Annotated in this window: 11 protein-coding genes and 1 pseudogene; 4 read left to right on the forward strand and 8 right to left on the reverse strand. The window is 65.9% G+C overall.

From position 1 onward, the window contains the following. The first annotated feature begins 10 nt into the window (after positions 1-10). The gene (locus ILT42_RS12460; RefSeq protein WP_204215938.1) at positions 11-1192 is read left to right on the forward strand and encodes a CaiB/BaiF CoA transferase family protein; all 1182 of its coding nucleotides are present in this window, start codon (positions 11-13) and stop codon (positions 1190-1192) included. Positions 1193-1264: 72 nt separating this feature from the next. Here ILT42_RS12460 and ILT42_RS12465 read toward each other — a convergent pair whose 3' ends face one another. After that, positions 1265-1972, reverse strand: a complete 708-nt coding sequence (locus ILT42_RS12465) for a helix-turn-helix transcriptional regulator (RefSeq protein ID WP_204215939.1) — start codon at positions 1970-1972, stop codon at positions 1265-1267. 154 nt (positions 1973-2126) lie between these two features. Here ILT42_RS12465 and ILT42_RS12470 point away from each other — a divergent pair, with 154 nt between their 5' ends. Next, the gene (locus ILT42_RS12470) at positions 2127-2765 is read left to right on the forward strand and encodes a LysE family translocator (protein ID WP_204215940.1); all 639 of its coding nucleotides are present in this window, start codon (positions 2127-2129) and stop codon (positions 2763-2765) included. On the opposite strand, the gene ILT42_RS12475 is transcribed toward ILT42_RS12470, so the two are convergent. Both ILT42_RS12475 and ILT42_RS23275 read right to left on the reverse strand, forming a co-directional pair. Further along, positions 2762-3136: a hypothetical protein gene (locus ILT42_RS12475; protein ID WP_229428615.1), complete on the reverse strand. Its 375-nt coding sequence runs from the start codon at positions 3134-3136 to the stop codon at positions 2762-2764. The two genes, ILT42_RS12470 and ILT42_RS12475, sit on opposite strands and share 4 nt — an antisense overlap. A 21-nt stretch (positions 3137-3157) precedes the next feature. After that, a pseudogene (locus tag ILT42_RS23275) lies at positions 3158-3328 on the reverse strand (TetR/AcrR family transcriptional regulator); the annotation flags it as partial. Positions 3329-3495: 167 nt separating this feature from the next. Between ILT42_RS23275 and ILT42_RS12480 the strand changes: the two are divergent. Both ILT42_RS12480 and ILT42_RS12485 read left to right on the forward strand, forming a co-directional pair. Next, positions 3496-4629 carry an efflux RND transporter periplasmic adaptor subunit gene (locus ILT42_RS12480; protein ID WP_204215942.1) on the forward strand — a complete coding sequence of 378 codons (1134 nt, stop codon included), beginning with the start codon at positions 3496-3498 and terminating at the stop codon, positions 4627-4629. Positions 4630-4657: 28 nt separating this feature from the next. After that, complete coding sequence (locus ILT42_RS12485; RefSeq protein WP_204215943.1) at positions 4658-7741, forward strand: efflux RND transporter permease subunit; 3084 nt, start codon at positions 4658-4660, stop codon at positions 7739-7741. A 72-nt stretch (positions 7742-7813) separates the two neighbouring features. Here the strand turns inward: ILT42_RS12485 and ILT42_RS12490 are convergent, their stop codons facing one another. From ILT42_RS12490 to ILT42_RS12510, 5 genes are all read right to left on the reverse strand, one after another. Continuing rightward, entirely contained in the window at positions 7814-8269 is a 456-nt protein-coding gene (locus tag ILT42_RS12490; protein ID WP_204215944.1) for a Fur family transcriptional regulator, read from the reverse strand. Between the two features lie 178 nt (positions 8270-8447). After that, positions 8448-8879 (reverse strand): Fur family transcriptional regulator, encoded by a 432-nt coding sequence (locus tag ILT42_RS12495; protein ID WP_204215945.1) that lies wholly within the window; start codon positions 8877-8879, stop codon positions 8448-8450. A gap of 135 nt (positions 8880-9014) precedes the next feature. After that, a complete protein-coding gene (locus ILT42_RS12500; protein WP_204215946.1) occupies positions 9015-10190 on the reverse strand; it encodes a Gfo/Idh/MocA family protein in 1176 nt (391 codons plus the stop codon). A gap of 4 nt (positions 10191-10194) precedes the next feature. Further along, positions 10195-11271, reverse strand: coding sequence for a sugar phosphate isomerase/epimerase family protein (locus ILT42_RS12505; RefSeq protein ID WP_204215947.1), 1077 nt, complete (start codon positions 11269-11271; stop codon positions 10195-10197). A gap of 173 nt (positions 11272-11444) precedes the next feature. Further along, a complete protein-coding gene (locus ILT42_RS12510; protein ID WP_407664565.1) occupies positions 11445-12395 on the reverse strand; it encodes a substrate-binding domain-containing protein in 951 nt (316 codons plus the stop codon). Position 12396: the final 1 nt, after the last annotated feature.

Consider the following 12396-nt stretch of genomic DNA (forward strand, 5'->3'; position numbering starts at 1 on the left):
GCCGGACCCTATGACCTCGAAGCCGCTTGCGGGCCTGAAGGTCCTCGAACTCGCCCGCATCCTGGCGGGGCCCTGGGTCGGCCAGCTCCTGGCCGATCTGGGCGCCGACGTGGTGAAGGTGGAGCGTCCCGGCGTGGGCGACGACACCCGCGGCTGGGGCCCGCCCTTCATCGAGGCGGCGGACGGGGGCGACCTGTCGGCGGCCTATTTTCACGCGGCCAACCGAGGCAAGCGCTCCATCGCGGTGGATTTCGAGACCCCGGAGGGCCAGGAGTTGGTCCGGCGTCTCGCCTCGCACGCGGACGTGCTGGTCGAGAACTTCAAGGTTGGCGGCCTCAAGAAATACGGGCTCGATTACGAGAGCCTGAGAGCCGTCAATCCGCGTCTCGTCTACTGCTCCATCACGGGTTTCGGCCAGAACGGTCCTTACGCGGCGCGCGCCGGCTACGACTTCATGATCCAGGGCATGGGCGGCATCATGGACCTGACGGGCGATCCCGACGGCGAGCCGCAGAAGATCGGCGTCGCGTTCGCCGACATTTTCACGGGCGTCTACGGCGTGGTCGGCGTGCTGGCGGCCCTGCGGCGGCGGGACGAGACCGGGGAGGGCGGCCATGTGGACATGGCGCTCCTCGACGTGCAGACGAGCGTGCTGGCCAACCAGGCCATGAACTATCTGGCCTCCGGCAAGACGCCCCGGCGCATGGGCAATGCGCACCCCAACATCGTGCCCTATCAGGTGTTTCCGGTGGCGGACGGCCACGTGATCGTGGCGGTGGGCAATGACGGGCAATTTGCCCGCTTCGTGAAGGTCCTGGGCCAGCCGGAATTGGCCGAGGACCCGCGCTTTCGCACCAATGCGGGCCGGGTCGGGGCTCGGGCCGAGCTGGTGCCGGTGCTGACCGGGCTCACGCTAAGGACGACCCGCGACGCCCTGCTGTCGGCGCTCGAGCGGGAAGGCGTTCCGGCCGGGCCCATCAATACGGTCGGCGACGTGTTCGACGATCCCCAGGTGATCGCGCGGGGCATGCGGATCAGCCTGCCCTCGGAGGCCGCCAAGGCGGGCGCCATCCCGTCCGTGCGCTCGCCCATCGTGCTCGATGGCGAGCCCATGGCGGCGGCCACGCCCTCGCCGCGTCTCGGGGAGCACACCCACGACGTGCTGGCCGATCCGGCCTGGGGCGGGACCTAGAGCATTTTTCGGCGAAGGGCCCGGGTTCGGCGTTCAAAAATGCGTCCTGGGAAGAGGCGCGGGCCGATGAGATCAGCTCTCGATCGCGGTCGCGTTGTCGTTCGTGCGCCAGCCCGCCACCCATTGCTGGCGCAGCCCGTCGCCCTCGCCGCGAAAGTAGCTTTCGACCGCCATGCCGGCCACGACCCGGTCGGCCCGGAAATGGCGCAAGGAGCCCCGCAACTCGCACCACGCCACGATGTTGGCCGTCTCCGCGTAGTAGATCAGCGCGACGGGCCGGATGACCCGGCTGGTCTCGCGCCCGGATCCGTCGCGGTAATCGAGAGCGAGCTTCCGCTCGTCGCGGATGGCCTGCCGCACCAGGGCGAGCTCGATCCCGGTGGGCGAGGGCGCGATCAAACCCCAGGCATGCAGCGCGTTGCGGGACAAGGACTGTCGGAGGGGCGCGGGCAGGGCGGCCTCGATCTTGCGGTCCGCCTGCCGGGCCGCCCGGATCAGCGCCGGATCGCCCGTGCGTTCCAGGAGCGAGAGCGCCAGCACGATGGCTTCCGTCTCCTCGATGGAGAACATGAGCGGCGGCAGGTCGAAGCCCGGCCGCAGGATGTAGCCGATGCCGCGCCCGCCCTCCACGGGCACCCGCATGGCCTGCAGGGCCGCGATGTCCCGGTAGATCGACCGCACCGTGACCTCCAGGCTTTCGGCCATGCGGGCGGCGGTGACCGGCCCCCTGGCGAGGCGCAGGATCTGGATGATCTCGAACAGGCGCGAGGCTTTGCGCATCGTCGCGAACCCTCCGGGCTAACCTCACGCTCCTGACAGAACGCTGTCAGTTGGCCTCCTGTATAGAACGCCTCAGTGGCCTGAGAAACAACCGTTTTCCACGAAGGGACGGCGCCCGGGCCCCTGAGAAACTGACACCAGAGAAACTGACACCATGACCTATTCGGAAAACCTCTGGCTCTTCGCCACCTTGCTCTTCGGCATCATCGTGGTGCCGGGCATGGACATGCTGTTCGTGCTGGCCAATACCCTGACGGGCGGTCTCCGCTCGGGCTTCGCGGCGACCTTCGGCATCATGACGGGCGGGGCGGTCCACACCCTGTTCGGGGCGCTGGGCGTCGGCGTGATCCTGACGCTCGCGCCGTCTCTCTTCAACGTGATGCTGGCGGCGGGCGCCGCCTACATGGCTTGGATCGGCCTCACGCTGCTGCGCAGCGCCATCACGGTGGACGGGGTCGGGCGGGCGAAAAGCCGCTCGCTCGGGATGGCGTTCCGGCAGGGCGCGGTCACCTGCCTGCTCAACCCGAAGGCCTATCTGTTCGTCTTCGCGGTCTATCCGCAATTCATGAAGCCGCAATACGGGCCGGTCTGGACGCAGGCCCTCGCGATGGGCCTGCTCACGGTGCTGATGCAATTCGGGATCTATGGCGGCCTCGCGCTGGCGGCCCACCGCGGCAGTGCTTTCCTTGTCGGCAACGCGGGGGTGACGATCTGGGCCGGACGGGCAGCGGGCCTGCTTCTCATCGTGGTGGCGGGGGTGACGGCCTGGAGCGGCTGGGTCGCCGGTTCCTAGGAGGCGATGCCCTTCTCCAGCAGGCGCTTGGCCGCGTCGGCGATCATGCCGCAATCCTCGTCCGAGAAGGGGCTGATGTTGTGCATGGCCATGCTGTTGAGGCCCTCGACGGCGAGCCAGGCCAGGAGGGCAGCCTCGGGGTCTTCGGATTTCTGCTTGATGTCGGTCAGGACGGTGCCCAGCACCTGGCGAACCGGCTCCAAGAGGTTCGGGTTCTCGGCGGAGGCCGCCAGCATGCCGTTGGCAACCTCGCGCATCTTGCCCTTGCGCATGCTCAGGCACGCCATCACGCAAAGCCGCGCCTCGAAATTCGGGCCGGGGGCCTCGGTCGCCCGGTATGCCTCTTTTTCGGCTTGAACTTCGTCGATCATGCGCTGGATCATCGCCTGGAGCAGCGCATCCTTCGTTTTGAAATTGTAAAGGAGTCCTCCCTTACTTAATCCGGCACGCTCCGCCACCGCATCCAGAGTGAGGCGCCCCGAACCGATTTCCCGGACCAATTCAGCGGCCGCATCGAGAATTTTTTCCCGAGAGCTCTTGCGGCCTTTGATGCATTCCAACATTTATTGCACTGCACTCTTCATTGTTGCGCTTGCGCTTTACCGTCCAGACGGTATATAAATGCCTTCCTGACAGCGGCGTCAAGGGGAAGTTGCGCGCGTCTGCCAGAAACAAAAACGGATCGGCCGCCGGACATTCCCCATCCGGTGCATTGCGGAAGTGACCTCCCATGAAACGGCGAATCGTCGTCTCCCTCGTGTTCATCCTTGCGGTCGGCCTGTGCGCCGGCCTCGTCTGGTTCAACTTTTTCAAGGACCGGATGATCAAGGACTTCTTCGCGAACATGCAGCAGCCGGCGCAGGCCGTGACATCGGCCAAGGTCGAGGCCAAGACGTGGAACCCGGGCATCGCGGCGGTGGGCACCGCCCGCGCCGCCAACGGCGTCGATCTGGCCGTCGAGACCGCCGGTGTCGTCAAGGCGATCAACTTCAAGCCGAACCAGCAGGTCAAGCAGGGCGACGTGCTCATCCAGCTCGACGATTCGGTCGAGCGCGCCGAGTTGCAGGATGTGACCGCCAACGTGAAGCTGGCCGAATCCGCCTTCGAGCGCGCCAAGACCCTGACCAACCGGGGCTACGGCACGGAGGCGAGCTATGACGAAGTGGTGGCCCGCCTCGCCACGGCGCGCTCGCGCCAGGCCCGCCTCGAGGCCACCATCAACCAGAAGAACCTGAAGGCACCGTTCTCGGGCGTCGTCGGTATTTCCCTCATCGATATCGGCCAGTACCTGACGCCCGGCACCAAGGTCGCGACGTTCCAGGACCTGTCCTCCATGAAGGTGGACTTCTCGGTGCCGGAGCTGCAGGCGGAGCTGATCAAGCTCGGGCAGGCGGTTCGCGTCGGCATCAGCGAGAGCAACCTGCCGCTCACCGGCAAGATCATCGGCAAGAACCCCCGCGTCGATCCCGCGACCCGGCTCGTGTCGATGCAGGCCGTGATCGAGGACAACAAGGACAACGCCATCACGCCCGGTCAATTCCTCCACGTGCGCGTGATCATGCCGGAAGAGCCCAATATCGTGACGGTGCCGCAGACGGCCGTGATCACCAGCCTCTACGGCGATTACGTCTACACGATCGAGCAGGACGAGAAGGACGGCAAGACCCGCGACGTCGTCCGCCAGGTCTTCGTGAAGTCCGGTCGCCGCGAGGGACCGAACATCGAGATCAAGTCGGGCATCAATCCGGGCCAGACCGTGGTCGCCTCGGGCCAGAACAAGCTTCAGGCCGGCGCCGCCGTCAAGATCAACAACAGCATCGACCTCACCAAGCTCGGCATCACCAAGATGGCGAACGGTCAATAGGCGACACGCTCGAATAGGCATCAAGCCCATGAGTTTTACCGAACTGTTCATCCGCCGCCCCGTCCTGTCGATGGTGGTGAGCCTCCTGATCCTGCTGCTCGGCGCGCAGGGCTTGATGAGCCTTCAGGTGCGTCAGTACCCGGAGGTCGAGGAAACCACGGTCACCATCACGACAGTCTATGTGGGCGCCAGCGCCGACCTGATGCAGGGCTTCATCAGCACGCCCATCGCCAAGGCGGTGTCCAGCGCCGAGGGCGTGGACTACGTGACGTCGCAGAGCCGGCTCGGTCTGAGCACGGTCTCCGTGCGCATGCGCCTCAACGTCGACCCCAACGCGGCGCTCACCGAAGTGACCTCGAAGGTGCAGCAGGTGCGCGCCCAGCTGCCCACCGACGCGGAAGATCCCGTCATCGCGAAGGGCACGGGCCAGAGCTTCGCGCTCATGTACCTCACCTTCGGCAGCACGGAGATGAACCCCGAGCAGGTCTCGGAATTCCTCACCCGCGTGGTGCAGCCACGCTTCGCCACGCTGGAAGGCGTGGGCAATGCCGAGATTCTCGGCGGCCGCGACTTCTCCATGCGCGTGTGGATCGACCCGATTCGTCTGGCCGCCCGCGGCGTGACGGCGGGCGAAGTGGTGGCGGCCATCCGGGCCAGCAACTTCCTGGCGGCTCCCGGCAAGACGCAGAGCGACTACGTCGCCTATGCGCTGGAGATGCAGACCACGTTCCAGACGCCGGAATCCTTCGGCACGCTGCCGATCCGCACCAACGGCGATCAGGTCGTGCGCCTGCGCGACGTGGCCGACGTTTCGCTCGGGCCGGAGAGCACGGACACCAAGGTCAGCTTCAACGGCCAGGAGGGCACCTTCATCGGCATCACGCCGACGCCGGCCGCCAACCCGCTGACGGTGGCCGAGGCCGTGACCAAGGCCATCGACGAGATCCGCCCGACCCTGCCGCAGGGCATGACGGTGCAGATCGTCTACGACGCCTCGAACTTCATCTCGGCCTCGATCGAGGAGGTGTTCAAGACCATCGGCGAGGCGGCTCTCATCGTCATCGTGGTGATCCTGCTCTTCCTCGGGTCGTTCCGGTCCGTGGTCATCCCCATCGTGACGATCCCGCTCTCTCTCGTGGGCGTGTGCTTCGTGCTGTACGCGCTGGGCTATTCCATCAACCTCCTGACCCTGCTGGCCATGGTGCTGGCCATCGGTCTCGTGGTGGACGACGCCATCGTGGTCTTGGAGAACATCCACCGGCATATCGAGGAGGGCCTGAAACCCGTGGACGCGGCCATCGTGGGCATGAAGGAGATCTTCGGCCCCATCGTGTCCATGACGATCACGCTCGCGGCCGTGTACGCCCCCATCGGCTTCACTCAAGGGCTGACCGGCACCCTGTTCCGGGAATTCGCCTTCACGCTCGCGGGCGCGGTGGTGATCTCGGGCATCATCGCGGTCACGCTCTCGCCGATGATGTCGGCGAAGCTCCTCAAGCCGCATGGCGGCAGCCACGGCTTCGCGGGCTTCGTCGACCGGACCTTCACCAGGCTGGAGAACTGGTATGCGCGCCGCCTGAAGGGTTCGCTCGACTACCGGTTCGTGACGCTCATCATCGTGGGAGCCATTCTCGGCACGACGGTCTTCCTGTTCATCAAGACGCCGTCCGAACTCGCGCCCGAGGAGGACCAGGGCGCGTATCTCGGCCTCGTCCAGACGCCGCAATACGCGACGGCGGACTACACCCAGGCCTTCTCGACCCAGTTCACCGGCGCCGCCAAGACGATCCCGGAGGTGGACGACACCTTCCTGATCGTCGGCATCGACGGCGGCGGCAGCGGCTTCGTCGGCTTCAAGCTGAAGGAGTGGAGCGAGCGCACCAAGAAGGGTGCCGAGACGAAGCAGGACATCCAGAACCTCCTGAACGAGAATGCGGGCGTCCAGGCCTTTGTGTTCGCGCCTCCGTCCCTGCCGGGCGGCGGCGACGGACTGCCGATCCAGTACGTCCTGCGCACCATCAACGACCCGTCGCAGGCCTACGAGGTGGCCGAGGAGGTCAAGAAGAAGGCGATGGCGTCGGGCAAGTTCATCGTCGTCCAGAACTCCATGTCGTACCAAAAGCCGCGCGCGCGCATCATCGTCGATCGCGACCGGGCGGCGGCTCTCGGGGTTCCCGTGAGCGAGATCGGCACGACGCTCGGGGCTCTCGTGGGCGGGGCGTCGATCTCCAAGTTCGACCGCGACAACCGCAGCTACGACGTGATCAGCCAGGTCCGCCAGGAGGATCGCTTCAATCCGGAGCGCCTGGGCACCTATTACGTGCGCTCGTCCGATGGCGGCATGGTGCCCCTCTCGGCGTTGGTGAAGATCGAGACCGACGCGGCTCCCGCGGTGATCGAGCAGTTCAACCAGCTGAACTCCGCGACCCTGTCGGCCCTGCCGATGCCCGGCGTCACGACGTCCGAGGGCCTCAAGACCCTGCAGGATATCGGCGCCCAGATCGTCCCGGCCGGCTTCTACGTGGACTATGCGGGACAATCGCGCCTGGAGATCCAGGAGGGTAGCTCGATCGCGCTCGCGTTCGGCCTCGCCATCATCGTGATCTACCTGGTGCTGGCGGCGCAGTTCGAGAGCTTCCGCGATCCGTTCATCATCATGATGTCGGTGCCGCTCTCCATGTTCGGCGCCATGATCTTCCTCAACCTCGGACTCGCCTCCCTCAACATCTACACGGAGGTGGGCCTGATCACCCTGGTGGGCCTGATCACGAAGCACGGCATCCTGATGGTGGAGTTCGCCAACGAGCTGAAGGAGAAGCACGGGCTTCGCAAGCGCCAGGCCATCGAGGAGGCCGCCAAGGTGCGCCTGCGCCCGATCCTGATGACCACCGCCGCCATGGTGCTGGGCGTGGCTCCGCTGCTCTACGCGGCCGGCGCCGGCGCGGCGGCCCGCTTCTCCATGGGCCTCGTCATCGCGTCCGGCATGTCCATCGGCACGATCTTCACCCTGTTCGTGGTGCCGATGTTCTACACCTTCATCTCGAAGGAGACCCCGGAGGCGCGGGTCCAGGAGAGCGCACAGCCGGTTCACCGGCCCCTCGCGGCCGAGTAGGAGCCTGGGATCGCCAAGAAAAAGGGAGCCGAAAGGCTCCCTTTTTCATGAAACGGATCGTGAGTGCCTGGCTTAGCGGGCCATTTCGCCTTCGACTTCGATGAAGGGCGAGATCGACTTGAAACCCGCCTCCTCGGCGGCCTTGCGAATGGCTTCGGCCACTTCCTTGGAGTGCAGCTCCACCGTATTGCCCGTCTTGGTGCACACGAACATCACCTTCATGGCGCTCACCTCGGGCTGGCCGTGGGAGACGATGTAGGAGTTCTGCGTGGCGAGGCGGTGAACGAGGCCGGCCTCCCGCAGGAAGTCGAGGGCCCGGTAGATCGTGACGGGAGCGATCCGGCGCGACTTGCTGCTGAGGCGATCCACGAGATCATAGGCGCCGACCGGGCCGCCGCTGGTCACCAGCTCACGGTACACGCGCTCCCGCATGGGGGTGAGACGCAGCTTGTTCTCCCGGCAGACTTCATCCGCGCGGGCCAGCAGGGCTTCGTTGCTTTCTTCCTTTGTCCGGGCTTGCGCGAGCATGGCTGGACCTCCTTACTTTTGAATACCTACATATTCATATAGGTATCCGACCCGCTGTGCAACGTGGTAGCATGGCAATTTATGCTTGCATTGGCGCACTCAATCGTCGCAGGCAGCCCGATTTCCTGGCGAAAATCGCGACACGCCGCTCCAAGCCTTACCTTAAGTCATTGAGAGATCAGGCTTCTGGAGACTGACAGGCTTCACACAGGCCCCGAACCTCGACCGTGACTTTTTTCGGCTGAAAACTGTGGATTCCGCTCCAATGCGCCAATCGCTCGTCAATATGGGGATCGGAGAACTCGTTGACAGACCCGCAGGTTTCGCAGATCGCGAAGGCCGCCATCTCCTGGGGATGGGGGTGCTTGCAGCTCACGTAGGCGTTCAGGCTCTCCAGCCGGTGGGCGAGCCCCTTCTCGATCAACTTGTCGAGGGAACGATAGATTGTGGGCGGCGTCACCGCGCCCGCCTCCCGCATCCGGTCGAGAACCTCGTAGGCCGACATGGGGCCAGGAGCCGCTTCCAGGATCGCGTGAACGCGCCTCTGGGTCTCGTTCAGGCCCTCGACGGCGTGACCGTGACACCCGTGATCATGATGCTTCGATGCCATGGCGACCCAACCTGCTCCACCGGAAGACCCGTATATAATACGTCCAACGGCTCATGTGATTGTCCGCGGCTTCGTGACCCATAACGGCAGGGCTGGCAAGGCCGGAGCCGGTGCGGCTCCGGCCTCGAAAGGGCCTCAGACCTGGACCCAGGCTGCCTTCTTCTGGGAGGAGCGCACCGCCGCCTCGATGAAGCGCACGCCCCGCACGCCCTGCGCCACGGTGGGCACCTGGAGCGAGAAGGGGTTCGGCTCGCGGCCCTCGATGCGGGCGGCGATCTGTTCCGCGATATCCGTGTAGAGCTGCGCGAAGCCTTCCAGGTAACCCTCCGGGTGGCCCGAGGGAATGCGCGAGGCCGCTTGGGACACCGCGTCCGATCCGGCCCCGTTGCGGCGAATGAGCCGTGGGGGCTCGCCGAGGGGCGTATAGGTCAGGACGTTGGGGTTCTCCTGCTGCCACTCCAGGCCGGCCTTGTCGCCATAGACCCGCAGGCGCAGGCCGTTTTCGCAGCCTGCCGCCACCTGGCTGCACCACAGCATGCCCTTCGCGCCAGACGCGAAGCGCAGCATCATGTGGGCGTTGTCGTCGAGCCTGCGGCCCCCCACGAAGGTGTGGAGCTCGGCGGCGAGCGATTCCACCTCGTCGCCTGCCACGAACTCGGCCAGATTGAACGCGTGGGTGCCGATATCGCCCACGGCCCCGGCAGGGCCCGAGCGCGCCGGATCCGTGCGCCACTCGGCCTGCTTGCTGCCGGTCTCCTCGACCCGGGTCGCCAGCCAGTCCTGCGCGTACTCCACCTGCACCACGCGGATCGCGCCGAGGTCGCCCGCCTGCACCATGGCGCGGGCCTGCCGCACCAGGGGATAGCCCGTGTAGTTGTGCGTGACCGCGAAGATGAGCCCTGACTCGGCCGCCAGCTTGGCGAGCTGGTCCGCCTCGCGCCGGGTCGTGGTCAGGGGCTTGTCGCAGATCACGTGGATGCCCGCCTTCAAAAAGGCGCGGGCCGCCGCCGCGTGGGCGTGGTTCGGCGTCACGATGGCGACCGCATCGATGCCGTCCTTCAGGCGGCGTTCGCGGCGGGCCATTTCGTTGAAGTCGGCATAGGTCCGGTCCGGAGCCAGCAACAGGTCCTGGCCGGACAGGCGCGCCCGCTCGGGGTCGGACGAGAGCGCGCCCGCCACCAGTTCCCAGCGGTCGTCGAGGCGGGCCGCGATGCGATGCACCGCCCCGATGAAGGCGCCGCGCCCGCCGCCCACCATGCCGAGGCGCAGGCGGCGCTTGGCGGATTGATCCTGTGATCCCGTGATCGCCATGGTCTTACTCCGCCGCCTGCCGCAGGGTGCCGAGGCCGAGCATGCGCCGGTTCGCGGCCTCGTCCGTGCCGCCCGCCGCGAAATCGTCGAAGGCCTTGTCGGTCACCCGGATGATGTGGGCGTCGATGAAGGCCGCGCCCTCGCGGGCCCCGTCCGCGGCGTTCTTGAGGGCGCATTCCCATTCCAGCACGGCCCAGGAATCGTAGTCGTACTGGGCAAGCTTGGAGAAGATCGCGTTGAAGTCCACCTGTCCGTCGCCGAGCGACCGGAAGCGGCCCGCCCGGTTGACCCAGCTCTCGTAGCCGCCATAGACGCCGATGCGCCCGGATGGGTTGAACTCCGCGTCCTTGGCGTGGAACGCCTTGATGCGCTCGTGGTAGATGTCGATGAACGCCACGTAATCGAGCTGCTGCAGCAGGAAGTGGCTCGGGTCGTAGTTGATCGTCGCGCGCTTGTGGCCGCCCACCGCGTCGAGGAAGCGCTCGAAGGTGGCGCCGTCGTGGATATCCTCGCCCGGGTGGATCTCGTAGGCGACGTAGCAATCCGCATCCTCGTAGGCGTCAAGAATGGGCTTCCAGCGCCGCCCCAACTCCTCGAAGGCGGTCTCGACGAGGCCCGCCGGGCGCTGGGGCCAGGGATAGATGAACGGCCAGGCGAGAGCGCCCGAGAAGCTGACGCTCGCCTTCAAGCCGAGGCGCTTCGAGGCCCTGGCGGCCATGAGCATCTGCTCGACGGCCCATTGCTGGCGGGCCTGCGGATTGCCGCGCACCTCAGGCGCCGCGAAACCGTCGAAGGCCTCATCGAAAGCCGGATGCACGGCGACGAGCTGGCCCTGGAGATGCGTCGAGAGTTCCGTGATCTCCAGGCCATGGCCCCCCACGATGCCTTTGATCTCGTCGCAATAGGGGTCCGATTCCGCCGCCTTCTTGAGATCGAACAGGCGCGTGTCCCAGGTCGGGATCTGCACACCTTTGTACCCGAGGGAGGCCGCCCAGCCGCAGATCGAGTCCAGGGAGTTGAACGGGGCGTCGTCACCTGCGAATTGCGCGAGAAAGAGGCCGGGGCCCTTCATGGTCTTCATGGAAACTCTCCCTTTGTGCCCCTCTCATCCGGAGGGCTTTGTCGCGTTGGAGAACGATGGGGATGTGAGCGTCACGCAGGCGTGCACATGGCACTCACATCCCCACCGCCGTCATCCCGGGTTCGGCTGCGCCGCCCCGGGATGACAAGCGATGGAGAAGAAGATTGCGCTTCTTAGAACGGCGAGTCCGGATAGTAGTGGTTCTTCGCGTTGTCCTTGGTGATCAGCTCGGCGTTGATCACGTAGGTGCCGCGCATGGGCGCGTTGGCGTAGAACTGGCCGGCCGTGACGAACAGCGCGGTGGCGATCATCGCCGGCGGGTAGGAGACGTCGGCCGGGATCATCTTGTCGCCGTCCATCACCTTCTTGACCATGTCCTTCATGCCGGCGCCGCCGAGGATGAACTTGATGTCCTCGCGCTTGGCCTGACGGATGGCCTCCATGGCGCCCAGCGCCATGTCGTCGTCTGAGGCCCAGACGGCGTCGATCTTCGGGTGCTTGGCCAGGTAGTCCTGCATCACCCGGAAGGCGTCGTCACGGTTCCAGTTGGCGTATTGCTTGTCGAGCACCTTCACGCCGGAGCCCGCGAGGGCCTTCTCGAAGTTCGTGACGCGCTCCTCATCGATCACGGTCGGGATGCCCCGGAACACGACCACGTTGCCCTGCTTGAGGGTGTCGGCCATGTACTTGCCGGCGACGCGGCCGAATTCGGGGTTGTTGCCCGCCACGTAGATGTCCTGGATCGACGGGTCCTTCAGGCCGCGGTCCACGACGGTCACGAAGGTGCCGCGCTTCTTGACGGCGCGCACGGGATCGGTGAGCTCGTCCGAGTTGAAGGGCAGCACCACGAGGGCGTCCATCTTCTGGGCCGAGAGGTCGTCCAGGGCATTGGCCTGCGAGGCGCCGTCCGGCGAGGTCTTCACCACGACCTTGAGGCCCGGATAGGTCTTCTCGAGGGCCTTGGCGGCCTCCTGGGCGTGGTAGACCACGCCGCCGGTCCAGCCGTGGGTGGCGGCCGGGATCGACACGCCGATGGTCACGTTCTTCTGCTGAGCGATGGCGGCGGTCGAAAGCCCTGCGAGAAGGCCTGCGGTCGCTGCCAGTTTGATGGCCGTCATTTTCATT

Origin of the sequence: Microvirga pudoricolor, from assembly GCF_016892705.1 — a bacterium.
GTDB lineage: Bacteria > Pseudomonadota > Alphaproteobacteria > Rhizobiales > Beijerinckiaceae > Microvirga > Microvirga pudoricolor.